Annotated in this window: 13 protein-coding genes; 6 read left to right on the top strand and 7 right to left on the bottom strand. The window is 57.2% G+C overall.

The window, feature by feature from the left end; translation table 11 throughout:
• The first annotated feature begins 74 nt into the window (after positions 1 to 74).
• The 3 genes from C7434_RS11725 to C7434_RS11715 are packed head-to-tail and all read left to right on the top strand — an operon-like array spanning position 75 to position 2634.
• The gene (locus tag C7434_RS11725; protein WP_226374613.1) at positions 75 to 1259 is read left to right on the top strand and encodes an MFS transporter; all 1185 of its coding nucleotides are present in this window, start codon (positions 75 to 77) and stop codon (positions 1257 to 1259) included.
• Between the two features lie 15 nt (positions 1260 to 1274).
• Complete coding sequence (locus C7434_RS11720; RefSeq protein WP_033739076.1) at positions 1275 to 2165, top strand: siderophore-interacting protein; 891 nt, start codon at positions 1275 to 1277, stop codon at positions 2163 to 2165.
• A 37-nt stretch (positions 2166 to 2202) separates the two neighbouring features.
• Positions 2203 to 2634 carry a GFA family protein gene (locus tag C7434_RS11715; RefSeq protein ID WP_033739075.1) on the top strand — a complete coding sequence of 144 codons (432 nt, stop codon included), beginning with the start codon at positions 2203 to 2205 and terminating at the stop codon, positions 2632 to 2634.
• A gap of 72 nt (positions 2635 to 2706) precedes the next feature.
• On the opposite strand, the gene C7434_RS11710 is transcribed toward C7434_RS11715, so the two are convergent.
• Complete coding sequence (locus C7434_RS11710; RefSeq protein WP_033739074.1) at positions 2707 to 3585, bottom strand: LysR family transcriptional regulator; 879 nt, start codon at positions 3583 to 3585, stop codon at positions 2707 to 2709.
• Between the two features lie 98 nt (positions 3586 to 3683).
• Between C7434_RS11710 and C7434_RS11705 the strand changes: the two genes are divergently transcribed.
• The 3 genes from C7434_RS11705 (at position 3684) to C7434_RS11695 (ending at position 5562) form a co-directional block, all read left to right on the top strand.
• On the top strand, positions 3684 to 4190 hold the full coding sequence (locus tag C7434_RS11705; protein WP_033739073.1) for a phenolic acid decarboxylase: 507 nt from the start codon (positions 3684 to 3686) through the stop codon (positions 4188 to 4190).
• 502 nt (positions 4191 to 4692) lie between these two features.
• On the top strand, positions 4693 to 5118 hold the full coding sequence (locus tag C7434_RS11700) for a hypothetical protein (protein ID WP_033739072.1): 426 nt from the start codon (positions 4693 to 4695) through the stop codon (positions 5116 to 5118).
• A gap of 15 nt (positions 5119 to 5133) precedes the next feature.
• Positions 5134 to 5562 carry a DUF6691 family protein gene (locus C7434_RS11695; protein ID WP_033739071.1) on the top strand — a complete coding sequence of 143 codons (429 nt, stop codon included), beginning with the start codon at positions 5134 to 5136 and terminating at the stop codon, positions 5560 to 5562.
• A 170-nt stretch (positions 5563 to 5732) separates the two neighbouring features.
• On the opposite strand, the gene C7434_RS11690 is transcribed toward C7434_RS11695, so the two are convergent.
• From C7434_RS11690 to C7434_RS11665, 6 genes are all read right to left on the bottom strand, one after another.
• A complete protein-coding gene (locus C7434_RS11690) occupies positions 5733 to 6749 on the bottom strand; it encodes a substrate-binding domain-containing protein (protein ID WP_033739070.1) in 1017 nt (338 codons plus the stop codon).
• Between the two features lie 29 nt (positions 6750 to 6778).
• The gene (locus tag C7434_RS11685) at positions 6779 to 8188 is read right to left on the bottom strand and encodes a sucrose-6-phosphate hydrolase (protein ID WP_033739254.1); all 1410 of its coding nucleotides are present in this window, start codon (positions 8186 to 8188) and stop codon (positions 6779 to 6781) included.
• Complete coding sequence (locus tag C7434_RS11680; protein WP_033739068.1) at positions 8188 to 9558, bottom strand: sucrose-specific PTS transporter subunit IIBC; 1371 nt, start codon at positions 9556 to 9558, stop codon at positions 8188 to 8190. Before C7434_RS11680 ends, C7434_RS11685 begins: the two co-directional genes overlap by 1 nt.
• 66 nt (positions 9559 to 9624) lie before the next feature.
• Positions 9625 to 11163, bottom strand: coding sequence for a carbohydrate porin (locus C7434_RS11675; RefSeq protein WP_033739066.1), 1539 nt, complete (start codon positions 11161 to 11163; stop codon positions 9625 to 9627).
• A gap of 238 nt (positions 11164 to 11401) precedes the next feature.
• Complete coding sequence (locus C7434_RS11670) at positions 11402 to 12646, bottom strand: MFS transporter (protein WP_054688393.1); 1245 nt, start codon at positions 12644 to 12646, stop codon at positions 11402 to 11404.
• A gap of 50 nt (positions 12647 to 12696) precedes the next feature.
• Complete coding sequence (locus C7434_RS11665; protein ID WP_033739061.1) at positions 12697 to 15783, bottom strand: beta-galactosidase; 3087 nt, start codon at positions 15781 to 15783, stop codon at positions 12697 to 12699.
• Positions 15784 to 15858: the final 75 nt, after the last annotated feature.

The raw sequence follows: 15858 nt of genomic DNA, 5'->3' as shown, positions 1-15858 counted from the left end.
TGGCAGAATAAATTTTACAAATACATACAACAAAGATACGGGTTAGCAACATCGTGACATCTCCTGAACTGGCCATGACGCAAAAAAAAGCGTTAGTAAACTGGCCTTTAGCCATCAGCGCCGGGTTGCTGGGTGTGGGACAAAATGGCCTGCTGGTCGCGATTCCGGTGCTGGTTGCTCAGACCAGCCTGAGCCTGTCGGTGTGGGCAGGACTGTTAACGCTTGGCTCCATGTTGTTTTTGCCCGCGTCGCCGTGGTGGGGAAAGCAGATTGCCCGTCAGGGAAGTAAACCGGTGGTCCTGTGGTCGCTGGCCGGTTACGGCACCAGCTTTTTGCTGCTCGGTCTGGGCTGTGCGCTGCTGTCTGTGCAGGCCGTCAGCGCACCGATTGGATTAGGCATATTAATTATTGCCCGGGTTTTTTATGGCTTGATGGTATCGGCCATGGTGCCCGCCTGTCAGGTATGGGCGCTGCACCGGGCGGGCGAAGAGAAGCGCATGACGGCGCTGGCGACCATCAGCTCCGGCCTGAGCTGTGGCCGACTTTTTGGCCCCCTCTGCGCGGCCGGAATGCTGGTGATTCATCCGCTGGCCCCGCTGGCGCTGTTGGTGGTGGCGCCGCTGCTGGCGCTGGCCCTGTTGCTACCGTTACAACGTTCGGCCCCGCAGCCAGCGGTGACGCGTAAAAACGCCCGCCTGCGCCCTCATTGCCTGCCCTACCTGCTATGCGCCCTGCTGCTGGCGGCCACCGTCAGCCTGATGCAACTAGGGCTGTCTCCGGCGCTGGCCCGACAATTTGCCGGGCAGACGGCGGCGATAAGCCATCAGGTTGCCTGGCTGCTGAGCGTTGCCGCCATCGCGTCACTGGGTGCGCAGTTTCTGGTGTTGCGTCCGCAGTTACTGACGCCGCTTTCACTGTTAATCAGCGCCGGGATCCTGATGGCGCTGGGCCTGGGCATGATGCTGACCACGCCGCTCTGGCTGTTTTATGTCGGCTGTGCCGTGATGTCGTTCGGTGCGGCGCTCGGCACACCCGCCTATCAGTTGCTGCTCAACGACACGCTGGCAGACGGCGCCGGAGCAGGCTGGATCGCCACCAGTCATACGCTGGGCTATGGCTTGTGTGCCCTTCTGGTGCCAGTGATCACGCACTCGCACGGCGAAGCCGCGCTGATTGCCGCCGCACTCACTGCCGCCATGCTCTTTATTGCCCTGTCGGGGCTGATCTGGCGTTCACGATCAGCCTTATCGGCTCATTAACCACAAGGAACGACGATGGCTGACGTCCCTGCTTACCGCCTTTTTGAGGTCAAACTGGCCCGCAAACATCACCTTTCACCTTCGATGCTGAGCCTGGTGTTTAACGGGCCCGACGTGGCACAAATGAAATCGGATGCGCCCGACCAGCGGATTAAGATTTTGCTGCCTGCCGAAGATGGCAGCCTGCCCGACCTGCCCAATAACGATGAGTGGTACCAGACGATTCTGTCGCTGCCCAAAGCGCAGCGGCCGCTGCTGCGCACCTATACGCTGCGCCACCTGGATGTCCAACGTGAGGAGCTGACCATTGAGTTTGTCAGCCACGGTACAGAAGGTCCGGCCTCGGCCTGGGCCATCAACGCGAAACCGGGCGACAGCCTGGTGATCGTTGCGCCGAATGCGGCGTTTGAGGCCGACAGCGGTGGCTATGAATGGACGCCGCCAGACGGCCTGCGCAATGCGCTGCTGATTGCCGATGAAACCGCCTTGCCTGCCGCGAAAGGCATTCTGGAATTGCTGGCCCGCCAGCCCCATCCGCCCCGGGTTCAGGCTTTTTTTGAGGTGCCGGATGCTGAGGATTGCGTCGATTTACAGGCGTACGCGTTTGCTGACATTGTGTGGTTGCCCCGCAAACCTGCGTTTGCTTCACATGGTGAATGCCTGATCGCGGCAATTCAGTCCCAGGTCAGCGTACCCGATGGCGGCCAGCAGCAGGCCGTGCAGGAAGAGGAAGACGGTGAGTTACTGTGGGATCGTGCGCAGGCGCGCAACAATGAATTTTACGGCTGGGTGGCCGCCGAATCGACCGTCGTGAAACTGCTGCGTCGCCATCTGATTGGCGAGCGCGGCGTTGATCGCGAAGCGATTAACTTTATGGCGTACTGGGCCAAAAAGCGGGCACACTAAGCGTCTTCTTAAGCGCATTTTATTCAGGGAAGCCAGCATGATTTCAGGACGTTGTTTATGCGGAACGGTGGTATTCAGGCTGACACAAAAGCCCAGTCATTTTTACCGCTGCCACTGTTCGCTGTGTCGTCGCCAGACCGGCACGGGCCATAATCTGGCGACGATCGTTAATGCAGACCACTTTCGCTGGTTGGCCGGTGAAACCTTTATCGCCAGCTGGCGTCGCCCGCAGGGATACCGCAATGACTTCTGCAGGAACTGTGGATCCACCGTGCCGAACGACTTACGTGACCGGCCGCTGATCTGGCTGCCGATTGGCCTGCTGGATGACGATCTTGATCTGCATTGCGCCGGCGACTATTGCCTGGACGATGCCCTGTCGTGGAGCGGTCATCCGGTTGAAAACCGCCATCAGCAGGCTCCTGTCTCGCTGGATGCCCTGCTTCACGCCCTGCACGTCACACCGTAAATCCAGTCCGCCGCGTAACTGGCTCACGAAAGCTGTGCCGTGGCGGATCGTCTGCCCGGCCCGTGGCGCCCGTTACGGTACGTCCGTTTGCGGTGCCGTTTTCAGCAGGTCAAGTAAGGTCGCGATGGGCGGATCCAGCATGATAATGTCTTTTTTAATCAGCAGATGCAGCGTGGTGGCGCGGCGCACCCCATGCCGAAGCGGCAATATCTTCAGGATGCCCTGTGCCAGTTCGTGACGGATGCGCTCCTGCGGAATCCAGCCATAGCCCACCTGATGCATTACCGCTTCTACCGCCGCGTCAATGGTTGAGAAAGACCAGTAATCGCCACTGCTGCTTTCATTCTGCACTGTAAAATGTTCGCGATCCGCAATGCGAATCAGCGGATACCGCGCCAGTTGTTCCTCATCCAGGTCTACGCCGCATTGATGCAAGGGGTGATCGCGATGCGCCACCGCGACAAAATCCACGTTCATCAACCACTCGCCCCGCCCGGCCATATCCTGACGCTGGGTTACCACCATCACATCGGCCTCAGCATAATCGGTATCGGTTTCGAGCACTTCGGTGAGATTAATTTGCGTGTGTGGGTGGCGTTGCTGAAAGGTTTTCAGGACAGCGAACAGGCGGCGGCGCGGAAAGATGCTGTCCACCACCAGATCCAGTTTGGTTCTGACGCCGCTGCGTATGGCGCCCGCATACGCCTCCAGCGAATGAAACGCCTTAAGAAGCGGCCGCACCTGCGCCAGCAGCAATTCACCGGCGGGCGTAAGTACCGCTTTGCGCCCCTCAATGTGCAGTAAGGTGATGCCAATACGCTGTTGCAGCATGGCAAGATTGTAACTGACTGAGGACTGGCTGCGGTTGGTCAGGTCGGCGGCTTTTGCAAAGCTGCCTTCTTTCATAACCTTATCCAGCAGGCTCCATTGTTCCAGCGTGGTTTTATGCATCATCAATCCATTTTTTGAATGGTTTTCATCATAAATTAGCGTTTTTAATTCATAAAGTGAATGACTAAGCTGGGTTCACCAACAGAGGAGAACGAAAGATGAGCAGCTTCGACAAACACAATCTTGACGGTTTCACAGGTAAACATCTGGTTTATACCTACGACAACGGCTGGAATTATGAGCTGTACATTAAAAATGAAGACACCATTGATTATCGTATCCACAGCGGGATGGTGGGCAATCGTTGGGTCAAAGACCAACACGTTTATATCGTCAGAGTCGCGGAAAATAGCTATAAAGTGTCCTGGACCGAACCTACCGGCACCAGCGTCAGCCTGATTGCCAACATGAGCGACAAGTTGTTCCACGGCACCATTTTCTTCCCACGCTGGGTCATCAATAATCCTGAACGTACCGTCTGTTTCCAGAACGACCATCTGGACGAAATGGCGAAATACCGCGATGCGGGCCCAACCTACCCAATCGAAGTGATCGATGAGTTTGCCACGATTACCTTTGTACGGGATGCCGGAAAAAATAACGAAGACGTGATTGCCTGCGCGGCAAGCGAGCTGCCGGCGAATTTCCCTGAAAACTTAAAATAATCACCAGGCAGGAAAGGGGCTAAGCCCCTTTTTGTTCACCAAGACGCACACAGCAATACGATTCCGCCAATGCAAAACGGCCCGGTTGATCTTTACTGGCGGTTATCCCTGACCGGTTCCTTTCCCTTATCAGGCCTCTTTTATCCTGTCCGGACATTCACCTCTGTCCGTACCCTCTCCCCGTACACCTGGCGCAAAACAGATCTGTGCACAGAACTTTTATGTGCCTCACACGAAGCCGATTGATAAAGACGGCAGATGCCGTCATCCTGCTTTAAAAGCCGGTAAGCACAGTTCGTCAGCTGTGTGAAAATAGCCTGTGACAGTCGTCAGCAGAAGATATTGCCCGGCCACCGCAGCGCGACCACGTTATTTGCGCTGAGGCGCATGGCGTTGCAGGTAAAGCGCAATCGCGGTCGTTCACCTGAGAGCGACGGTGAACGCTAGCTGGAACAGGGCGTGTTTAAAGCACGCATTGGCAGAGCACAAGGAGTCAACGGTAATGCATATCGATCTGGACCATTTTACGCCGATTCAGAGTCTGGCAGGTGGCCTGCTGATTGGCGCAGCGGCGGGTCTGTTAGTGCTATTTTGTGGCCGCATCGCCGGTATCAGCGGCATTCTGGGCGGCCTGCTGAAACGTCAGTCGGCTGACAAGCCGTGGCGGTTCGCGTTCATTGCGGGCCTGGTGTTGTCACCGCTGGTGTTTCAGTTATTCAGCGCGCTGCCCGCTATCGACATTGACGCCTCATGGGGACGCCTGGTGCTGGCCGGCTTACTGGTGGGCCTGGGCGCGCGCCTGGGCTCGGGCTGTACCAGCGGTCACGGCGTCTGTGGTTTATCGCGACTGTCGCCGCGCTCACTGGTGGCGACACTGGTCTTTATGTTAACCGCCATGCTGACCGTCGGCATGATGGGTCACGGGTAAACATCAGGAGGCACGATGGTCGTTTTATTTTCTCTGCTTAGTGGACTGTTGTTTGGCACGGGCTTGCTCGTCAGCGGCATGGCGAATCCGGCGAAGGTTTTGGGTTTTCTGGACATTACCCGCGCCTGGGATCCCTCTCTGGCGCTGGTGATGGGCGGCGCGATTATCGCCGGGCTGGTAACGTTCTGGCTGGCTTCCCGACGCAAGCGGCCCGTCTTTGAGGAAACGTTTTATCTGCCTGGCAACCGCACACTGGATAAACGGCTCATCAGCGGCGCGGCCCTGTTTGGCATCGGCTGGGGACTGGCGGGCATCTGCCCCGGCCCGGCGCTGGTCCTGCTCGGCGGCGGCGTGCTCAAAGGCATTGTCTTTGTCCTGGCGATGCTGGCAGGCATGCTGCTTTTTGAGTGGCTCGACAGCCGCACGTTATCGCGTGGTCAGTAATCCCAACTGGCCATCATGAAAACGTTCAGATGGCCACATGGCGAAGCACGGCCTGATACCGTCCCCGTTTCGTGAGCCCTGTCCGTAATCTTGCCCTGATGCAGAAACGGAGTGGCAACAGCACGGGATCGGTTACCTGAACCACGCTTGTGGCCTGCCGCTGAACCGGATCACCCCGCCAGCGAGGAGCGGTAGCGCAGCCTGGCGGGCAAAACGATCTGCCGCTCCGCCAGGTCCTGCCCCTGAATCATTTGCGTGATGACCGAAAAGCACTCCTGCGCCAGGCGCGGCACATCCTGCTCTACGGTATCGATATGCAGTGACAGCGAGTCATATAAATAGTGATCGTCGAAACTGGCGATATGGATATCACTCTCCAGCAAATGGTGCTGGCTCATGTAGCGCAGAACCCCTTCCAGTAAGCCACAGGCGGCGGTAAACACGGCTTTCGGCGGCCTGCCTAACCGCGCACAGAGCGCGGCAAACATCTCATAGCCGCTGCTGGGGTGGTAGTTGCCCTGGATAATCCATTCCGGTCGCGGCGTGACGCCCGCCCGCGCCAGGCCCTGCATAAAGCCAGCCAGCCGATCTTTCGTCGGTGACAGGCGCGGCTGCCCACCCAGAAAATAAACCTCATCAGGATGCGCGCGCGCCAGACGTTCTACCAGCTCGGCAGTTGGCGTTAGTGAATCCGTTATCACCAGCGGCAAACTGCTGTTATTTACGTGGCGGTCAAACAGCACGACCGGCAGTTGCTCGCTCAGCTTCAGGTAGTCGCTGTCGCTCTGCTGACTGGAGGCGACGATCAAACCATCCACCTGACGCGAGACCAGATTGTTGACCACCAGGGTTTCCTGACTGGCATTTTCATCGGTGCAGGAGATTAGCAGTTGCAGACCCGCTTCACGGCACAGGTTTTCCAGCGCGTGAGAAAACACGGCGAAACCATAGTTGGTGATTTCAGGCACCACCAGCCCCAACGTATGGCTGCGATTTTCACGCAGCAGACGCGCGTGGATGCTGGGCTGATAGTGATGTTGCTGAGCAAGGGCCATGACGCGTTCACGCGTTTCCTGCGCCACGCGCAGTTCTTTACCGCGTCCGTTAAGCACCAGGCTGGCCGTGGCTTTTGACACCCCGGCCAGCGCAGCGATATCACTGATGGTAACGCGCTTTGTTTTTTTCACGACGGTGCTTCGGTTAAGGAAACAAGGGCTTATTCTACCATGCAGGATCGTAACGACCAGTAGCAGGCCGTGACTTCTGCGCTACCGCGCAGGCGTAACTCCGCCGGATGCGTGGGAAAGTAACGGCTACTCATCACGCCTTCTCCGTCATTGATAAAAATCTCTACGCTGGAGTGGTCACACAAAATATGCAGTTTGTGCGCCCGCCCGTTCCAGTGGCGGTAAAGCCATTCGCCGGTTTCCAGACTGCGGCGCGCCAGGCACAATGCATCCGCATGCCAGGTCAGCAGCAGTGAACCGGCGAAATCCAGCGTGATCCCGCCGCCTGATTCCAGCATCAGCTCAAGCCGTTGTGCAGCGAGTAACGGAGCCTGACTGGCGTTGCCGTGATAGCGCTGCGTCTCGCCGCGCAACGCCTGCAGTTCCGCCACCGGTTGCTGGTACAGTTTACCGTCGCGCGCGCTCAGTTCCCGAATACAGGTCATTTGATGAATCCAGCCGAATTTCACGGTAGGCTGATGCATCTCCTCTCCGTCCGGGACGCCCATCCAGCCCACCAGCAGCCGACGGCCATCCTCGGTCAGCGTGGTCTGCGGCGCATAGAATTCAAACCCCGCATCCAGCTCAGTGAACCCCCCGTGCGTATAGCGGGCGTTTTCATAATCCAGCGTGCCGCTGAGACAGGCGCAGGGATGGCTGTTCAGAAAGCGTTTCTCTTCCCGTTCAATGCCCTGAGGACAGCAGATCAAAAACGTCGATTCTCCCAGGGTGAACATGTCCGGGCATTCCCACATATAACCGGCTTCGCCCAGTCCACCCAAACCGCTACCGGCAATTTCGCCGAGGTTTTCCCAGTGGCGCAGATCGCTTCCGCGCAGTAGCAGGACTTTGCCCTTGAGCTGCTTGTCCTGCGCGCCCAGCACCATGTACCAGTGTGCGCCATGACGCCAGACTTTCGGATCACGAACATGGCCGGTGTAGCCCGCCGGCAGGGGAAGCACCGGCCCCAGCTTATCGAATCCCCCGTCAGGGTTCTGCACCGCCAGGCACTGCCAGGCGGTACGGGAGCCGTCGGCAAACTTAACGTTGCCGGTATAACACAGGGTTAAGGTGCCATTATCGTCTACCGCGCTGCCTGAATAGCAGCCGCTCCGGTCGTACTCTTCGTCTGGCAGCAAGGCGACAGGTTCATGCGACCAGTGCAGCAAATCCGCAGAGCGCCAGTGGCCCCAGCATTTATGCTTATGCTCACAGCCCAGGGCGTTCCACTGGTAGAACAGGTGATAGTGCCCGTCGAAATGGATAAACCCATTGGGATCGTTAAGCAGCCCGGTGACCGGCGCCAGGTGCCAGCCCGGATAGTGGCTGTCCTCGCGTGCTTTAGGCTGGCCTTTCATTACCGCCTTCAGCATGGCGGGCAGCAGAGTGTTGTTAGCCATCATTCAGAGTCCGTTTTGTATTTCAGCAGGAAGGCGATCACAAAGGCGACGCTAAAGGCGATAACCATACCAATAATATAATTCAGCAGCGAACTGGCCTGAACGATCGCCATACCGGGTAAGCCCGTCAGGCCCACCGCCGTCATATACACTTTCATCGACACCACCCAGGCACCGCCGATGGCTCCCCCGATCAGGCCGGCGATGAAGGGCTTCATGAAGCGCAGGTTAATACCAAAGATGGCCGCTTCGGTAATGCCCAGCAAGGCAGAAAACGCAGAGGGTAAAGTAATCGCCTTGATTTTGGCATCCTGCGTTTTGAACCACACGGCCAGACATGCGCCGCCCTGTGCCACGTTAGCCATCGCCCATATCGGCAACAGGAAATTGACGCCGATAGACGGGTTACCCAGCAAGCCAGCTTCAATCGCGTGGAAACTGTGATGCACACCAGTAATCACGATAACGGAATACAGCCCGCCAAACAGCAATCCGGCCAGCCAGCCTGCATGGGCAATCAGGGTGCTGAGCACAAAGGAGATACCATCCCCCAATGCGCGCCCGGCCGGGCCAATGATGAGCAGTGCCACAAAGCCAGAGATGATCACCGTCAGGAAAGGCGTCAGGATCAGATCGAGCGCATCCGGGATGATGCGGCGCAGCTGTTTTTCCAGCAGACTCATAAACCACACGGCCAGCAGGACCGGAAAGACCGTGCCCTGGTAGCCAATCATCGCCACTTCGATACCAAAGAAGTTCATGGTATGGAAACCGGCCGCCACGCCCCAGGCATTAGTCAGCGCAGGATGCGTCAGAATACCGCCCAGCGTAGCGCCTAAGAACGGGTTACCACCAAACTCACGGGCCGCCGTAAAGCCAATCAGAATCGGCAGAATGATAAACGCCGCCGAACTGCACATATCCAGCATGATATACAGGGCGTTTTCCGGGTTAACCCAGCCATAGGTTTTGACCATGCCCAGCAGGCCCATCAGCAGGCCGGAGGCAACGATCGCCGGAATAATCGGGACAAAAATATTCGACAGCAACCGGGCGATACGCTGGAAGGGATTGAGCTTACGGGCCGCAATGTCGGCCGCTTCCGATTTACTGGACTCACTGATGCCCGCTTCCGCCACAAACGCCGCATAGACTTTGTTGACCACGCCAGTCCCAAAAATGACCTGCAGCTGGCCCGCGTTGCGGAAACAGCCCTTCACACCGTCGATTTTACCGATCGCGGCGGTATCCGCTTTGGCATCCTCGACCAGCACCAGCCGGAGCCGGGTTGCGCAATGGGCTGCGCTGGCAATATTTTCTTTGCCTCCCAGCAGCGGCAGTAATGCGCGGGAGATTTGTACAAAATCCATAAAAAACCTCTGTGTTGTCGTGTAATGTTGTCAACCCGGTTGAAACGGCCCTACAGGGCCGCCCGGTCAGAACCAGGTTTCCATTTGTACGCCGAAGTTCCATTCACCGCCGGCTTCAAAGCCGCTGCTGCCAAACGCATCGCCGCGCGCATAGTTGTCCAGTCGGTGATCCCAGTCCATCCAGGTGGCGAAAAGGCGAATTTCCGGACGTTTCAGGAATTCCCCTACGTTGCTGGCTTTCAACGTAGGCGCAACGGTCAGTTTGTAGAAGTTACCACTTACTGCGCTACGCTGATTGAAGCCTTCCGGACGCAGATCCATATATTGATAGGTGGCTTCGTACTGCATTTCGAAATTCTCCGTCAGCCCCTGAATCAGGCGCATGTTGGCGGTCGCCCACTGATAGCTGTCGCCTTTGACGTAACGATCTTTACTGCTCTGCGCCAGCACCGCCGGAGCGATATGCCAGCCGCCGCCCAGTGGGGTGATCCCGTAGCTGGCCAGACGCCAGGTATCCGCATCCGGCAGCAATGCGCCGTCGGACCCAATGGCTTTGACCTCTGCACCTAAGCCGTGACCATACAAGAGCGCGGTTTTCGCCGTTCCTTCACGCAGACCATAAAAGCTGTCGTTGTGCAGCCCCACCAGGGCATGCAGACCGGTATTCGCAGCATCGCCTTTCACTTTCAGGCCATTCACGTCCAGCCGATCGTCATTGTCTTTGGCGCGCATACCGCTGAGCATCAGCTGGAACGGGCCGTAATAGTTGTTGGCTGTCAGAATGTAGTTCTGTGCGGTGTTATCGTTGTTTTCGATATCACCAAAGGTGCGCCCGTAGAGCGACAGGTTGCTGTGAGCCTGATCGCTCCACTTCATGTCGTAAATACCGGCACCGGTCCCGGCGAGGAACACGACGTCGGAGTCGATCCAGTGAATATCGAAATTGTCACGGTCAAAGCGTTTCCCCGCCCAGACGGTGGTGTCTTTGAACGCGCCCGTAAAGGTGGGCAGTTGACCGAGTTCCACAAACGCCTGCCGCAGGTTGAGATCGCTACTGGCGGCCGTCCAGTCGTTATAGGTCCGCTGACCGTCGGCCAGCATGGCTTTAAAGCGGGTGGTCGCCCCGTTTTCCAGCGTTTGCTTATGTTCCAGATTCAGTTCGACATAGGTATCCGGTTCGTTGCCCAGGCGCCCGACATGCCCACCGGTTTCCCCTGCCGGCGTCACGGTCGGGCCGCCCTGCGTTTTGGCCGCCGAGCTGTTCATTAATAAGCCAGAACGCGCATAGCCGTGAAATTCAAAGCCCCCGTCATCACTCGCCTTCTGTTCCAGCTTTGCCGTGCGCTGTTCCACCTGGGTGGCAGTAGCCTGGGTTTGCTGTTGTGCGCTGGCAAGCTGCTGGGCCTGTTTTTCTGCTGAAGCGGCCTGTTTTTCTGCGGCGTTTGCGCGACGTTCGGCGGCGTCAGCACGCTGCTCAGCCGCCTGCAGGCGCTTTTCCAGCGCGGCCAGCCGGGCTTCGATACTGCTCATGCTCGGTTCCGCAGCCAGAGCCGGGCCTGCGCAGAGCAACAATCCAACGGTTGCAGCAAGTCTCTTTTTTCTCATCGTTTTGCCATTCCAGAAAGGTTCAGGTCGTGGTGTTGTCATTTTGCTAAACCGGTTTAGGTTTTGGATAATATTGATCGCCGGATTTCCAGGCAAAGCAATTTGCTAAACCGTTTTTATGATTGTGAGTCAGTTCGCAAAACGACACGATGTGGTGGGAAAGGAAGCGGCAAAAAGCGGGGAGCGCGGACAAAGCAATGGGCAGTCTCCTGCCCAGTGTTAAGGGGATAATTGTGCGTCAGACAGGCTGCCGACGTAATGCTGTCAGCGGCCCTGGCCCGCTGAGCGTGAAGACGGAAAGCAGCGTGAAGGCCAGTGCAATACAGCCAAGCACCAGATACGCGCCCTGGAAGCCAATGCTTTCGTACATATTGCCCGCCAGTACCGACATAAAAATCATCGCTAACTGCTTAAAGAAGCAGAAGCACACCAGATAAATCGTGGCGGAGAAGCGCACCTCAAACTGGCTGGTGATGTATTTAAAACAGCCGACGATCAGGAAAGGGATCTCAAACATATGTAATGTTTTCAGGATCACCACCTCCACCGCCGTGGTGGCAAAAGAGGAGCCCATAATGCGCACAGACATGATCATGCCCGCCAGCAACAAGGCATTTTTGCCGCCGATACGGTTAACGATGAGCGGCGCAAAAAACATGATGCAGGCGTTCAGCAATTCGCCCAGCGTGGTGACGTAACCAAAAACGCGCGTGCCCTGCTCACCCGACGTAAAGAACGAGGTAAAGAAGTTGGCGAACTGCTGATCAAATACATCGTACGTACAGGAAACGCCCACAACATATAGCGACAAAAACCACAGTTTGGGTTGCTTAAACAGCTCCAGTGCCAGCTTCAGACTGAATGCGGACTGGTTCGCCCCCACGGCCTGCGCCACCGTGGCAGATGAGGAATTGCTGGTGCGTGAAAAGAACAGCAGCAGCGCCAGGATCACGGCACAGCCAGAGCCTAACCAGAAAACAAACTGGTTATTAATGGTGAACATGATGCCGACGATAGAGGCGCACAGTGCCCAGCCAACGCAGCCAAACATACGGGCCCGGCCAAATTCAAAATGGCTGCGGCGACTGACTTTCTCAATATAAGCTTCAATTGCAGGTGCCCCCGCATTGTAGATAAAGCCCAGATAAATACCGCCCACAACCGAACCCGCCAGAATATTCACCTGCAGGAGCGGGCCAAATACATAAATAAAGAAAGGGGCGAACATCACCAGCATGCCGGTGATCACCCATAACAGGTGTTTGCGCAGCCCGAGTTTGTCGGAAAGCAGCCCAAACAGCGGCTGGAACAGTAAAGAAAACAAAGAAATACTGGCGAAGATAATGCCGGTGTCCCCTTTGCTGATGTGATTAATATCATGCAGCCAGATGGGGAAGAACGGGAAATAGGCACCCATGATGAAAAAGTAAAAGAAGAAGAAAAGGCCAAACAACCAAAAGTTAGTATTTTTTAAATAGTACATAGCGGACTTCCTTATGCGAGAGTCAGGCAGGCCGGAGCCTGCCCGCTAAGTTACTTTTGTTGCCCCCAGGTAAACTGGTAGCCATAGCGTCCGGCACTAAGCAGGAATTCAGGGGACACCGACGGACTCCAGGAGTCATCGCCGCCGACGCCCATATGGAAGCCATCAATGTTGAGCCAGGTGCCTGCTTCAGGCTGCAAAAGGTGACGGTGGCGGGTGTCCATCAGCTGTTTCTGGCTGTAGCGGCTGATGTTGAACTGAAAATCACCGCGCCACTGATGGACACCGTACCGCAGTTCACGCGTGCCACAGCGCAGGCCGTTCTCGGTGGGGAAGACATACGGCGTGTACATGTCGTCCAGCGATAAATCCCAGCGATCAAAACAGGCCGCGGTCAGGCGATCCGGGTAGTTTTCATGGGGACCCAGACCTAACCAGTTCACCCGATCAGCCACCTCCGCTAACTGGCAACACATCCCGATGCGGGCCGGATACGGCGTATCGCGGGCGACCTCGACATTGACCGTCACCTGCATCTCACCAAAGCCATCGATACGGTATGTTTTGCGGCTGACAAACAGGGTCTTGCCCTGGAACTGCCAGGCATGCGCGGTGGTAATCAGTACGGCATCGGTGAGCGTTTCCGCGCTGCACTGCAGGGTGATAACGTCCGCCTGGTAATGCCCCGCCGCTTTCCAGCGCTCAACCCAGGCGTTGGGATCGATACGCGTGGCTTCGCTGACACCGATATCGTTATCCAGTGGCGCGCGGGTGAACTGGTCCGTCAGCGGCGACAGTAACTGTGCTTTTTCATCAATCCAGTACTGCGTCAGGACGCCCTGCTCCCGACTGAACGCCCAGCGCTGGTTATTCACCACCACGCTAAAGCGGTCTTCGCTGCGCTCAAGCGCGGGGGCGCTGGCGGCCACAGACGCAGGCGCGATATCAAGAATCGTCTCCAGCGGCCACTGCTGCCAGGCACTGATGTGTCCGGCTTCGGACCAGGCGGTAGGTTGCGGCTGCTCTACGCGCACCGTTAACCACAATTGCCCTGCGGATTCTGGCAGTGGCATGGCGGGCAGGGTAATACGCTGACGGCCCTGCGGTGCGATGTCGAGCGTGACCTCACCTGTCGCCAGCAGATTACCGTCCTGGGCCACGGACCAGTGCAGAATTTCATTGTCACTATGGCGGAACAGGTATTCGCTGGTGACCTCCAGCGTGCGCTCACTGCCGGGCAGCAGGCTGAACTGGAAGAACTGCTGTGCGTGGCGCGCTTCATACAGCGACGGATGCGGCGTCCGGTCGGCAAAAACCAGCCCGTTCATGCAGAACTGACGGTCGTTGGGCGTATCGCCAAAGTCACCGCCATAAGCGGACCAGGCTTCGCCGTTCTCATCGTACCGAATTAAAGACTGATCGGCCCAGTCCCAGACAAAACCGCCCTGCAGGCGGGGATACTGACGGAAGGCCTGCCAGTACTTCGCATAGCCGCCCAGGCTGTTGCCCATCGCATGGGCGTATTCACACAGAATCAGCGGCCGCTGCTCGCCCGGCATCGACAGCCATTTCTTAATCGACCATTTTGGCACCGCCGGGAACGGCTGGTCCTGATCGACGCGCGCATACATCGGGCAAATGATGTCAGTGGCCGCCGTGTTGGCGCCGCCGCCTTCATACTGCACCGGACGGGACGGATCTTCGCTTTTCAGCCAGCGGTAGAGCGCATCATGGTTGGCACCATGGCCTGATTCATTGCCCAGAGACCAGATAATAATGCAGGGGTGATTGCGGTCACGCTGCACCATGCGCGTAACGCGCTGGCTCATCGCGGGCAGCCAGGCCGGATCGTCACTCAGGCGATTCATTGGCACCATGCCGTGGGTTTCGATATTGGCTTCATCCACCACATACAGCCCGTAATAATCACACAGGCTGTACCACAGAGGATGATTGGGATAATGGGAGCAGCGCACGGCGTTAAAGTTATTCTGCTTCATCAGCAGAATGTCCTGCACCATCGTGTCGCGATCCATCACCTGGCCGTGGACAGGATGGTGCTCATGACGGTTGGTGCCGCGGATAAGCAGTGGCTGGCCATTGAGTAACAACAGGCCGTTCTCAATACTGACGTGACGGAATCCCACATCGCAGGCTTCCGCTTCAATCAGCGTGCCGTCCGCCCGGTGCAACTGCACCACCGCCCGATAGAGATGCGGCGTTTCCGCGCTCCAGAGCGCAGGATTGTTCACGCGGAGGGACAGCGTTGTCCGATCGTTCCAGGCGCCGCGCTCGTCAACGATCGCACTGCCCAGTGGCGATGTCGCGTCCCCCACCAATTCACTGCCTGCAAAGAGCTGTATGCTCACCTGTAAGTCGTCATCCAGCGTGCCGGCGACGCGCACCTCGGCGTCCAGCCGGGCACGGCTGAAATCGTCATTGAAATGTGTGCGGATACGCAGATCGCAGATATGGGTGGCCGGTTTGTGCAGCAGGGTGACATCGCGGAAAATGCCGCTCATGCGCCACATGTCCTGATCTTCCAGGTAGCTGCCATCGCTCCAGCGTAACACCATGACGGCAAGGCGGTTTTCACCCCTGACCAGGTACTCCGTCAGATCATATTCCGAGGGCAGACGACTGTCCTGACCATAGCCAACCCAGCGGCCATTGCACCACACATTAAACGCTGAATTCACACCGTCGAATACCACTCGGGTTTGTCCTGACACCAGCCACCCGGCATCCACATTAAATGTGAGCGAATAACATCCTGTGGGGTTTTCAGTGGGAACGAAGGGGGGATTTACCGGGATGGGATAGGTGACATTGGTATAGATGGGAACATCATAACCCTGCATCTGCCATACCGACGGCACGGCTATCGGCGCGGCTTCGGCCAGATCCTGCGTCCGCCAGCTCTCCGGTACGGCCTCGGGCGCGGTGAAATAAGCAAATTGCCACTCGCCATTCAGACATTTAACATGCGCTGACTGATGCTTCTCACGCGCTGCTTCTGCACTGCGCCAGCTGCAAAAAGGGGGATGGGCTTCCAGCCGGTTACGTTCGCTGATGCCAGGGTTTTCCCAGTCGCGCCGGGCCAGTACGGCAGCCAGTGAATCTCTCTCCAGGGCCATGTTACTCTCCTGCGTAAAATTGTTATCCGCTCACATAAAAATGACATTACGAGCCAGGTCAGCGCTTGTAAAGCA

It is taken from the genome of Pantoea sp. PNA 14-12 (assembly GCF_004364735.1).
Taxonomy (GTDB): domain Bacteria; phylum Pseudomonadota; class Gammaproteobacteria; order Enterobacterales; family Enterobacteriaceae; genus Pantoea; species Pantoea stewartii.
This window is presented reverse-complemented; position numbering and strand designations above follow the sequence as displayed.

Excerpts from the sequence above, each read along its gene's own strand:
- C7434_RS11725 (WP_226374613.1), top strand. The coding sequence starts at position 75 with ATGACGCAAAAAAAAGCGTTAGTAAACTGGCCTTTAGCCATCAGCGCC.
- C7434_RS11720 (WP_033739076.1), top strand. The coding sequence starts at position 1,275 with ATGGCTGACGTCCCTGCTTACCGCCTTTTTGAGGTCAAACTGGCCCGC.
- C7434_RS11715 (WP_033739075.1), top strand. The coding sequence starts at position 2,203 with ATGATTTCAGGACGTTGTTTATGCGGAACGGTGGTATTCAGGCTGACA.
- C7434_RS11710 (WP_033739074.1), bottom strand. The coding sequence starts at position 3,585 with ATGCATAAAACCACGCTGGAACAATGGAGCCTGCTGGATAAGGTTATG.
- C7434_RS11705 (WP_033739073.1), top strand. The coding sequence starts at position 3,684 with ATGAGCAGCTTCGACAAACACAATCTTGACGGTTTCACAGGTAAACAT.
- C7434_RS11700 (WP_033739072.1), top strand. The coding sequence starts at position 4,693 with ATGCATATCGATCTGGACCATTTTACGCCGATTCAGAGTCTGGCAGGT.
- C7434_RS11695 (WP_033739071.1), top strand. The coding sequence starts at position 5,134 with ATGGTCGTTTTATTTTCTCTGCTTAGTGGACTGTTGTTTGGCACGGGC.
- C7434_RS11685 (WP_033739254.1), bottom strand. The coding sequence starts at position 8,188 with ATGGCTAACAACACTCTGCTGCCCGCCATGCTGAAGGCGGTAATGAAA.
- C7434_RS11680 (WP_033739068.1), bottom strand. The coding sequence starts at position 9,558 with ATGGATTTTGTACAAATCTCCCGCGCATTACTGCCGCTGCTGGGAGGC.
- C7434_RS11675 (WP_033739066.1), bottom strand. The coding sequence starts at position 11,163 with ATGAGAAAAAAGAGACTTGCTGCAACCGTTGGATTGTTGCTCTGCGCA.
- C7434_RS11670 (WP_054688393.1), bottom strand. The coding sequence starts at position 12,646 with ATGTACTATTTAAAAAATACTAACTTTTGGTTGTTTGGCCTTTTCTTC.
- C7434_RS11665 (WP_033739061.1), bottom strand. The coding sequence starts at position 15,783 with ATGGCCCTGGAGAGAGATTCACTGGCTGCCGTACTGGCCCGGCGCGAC.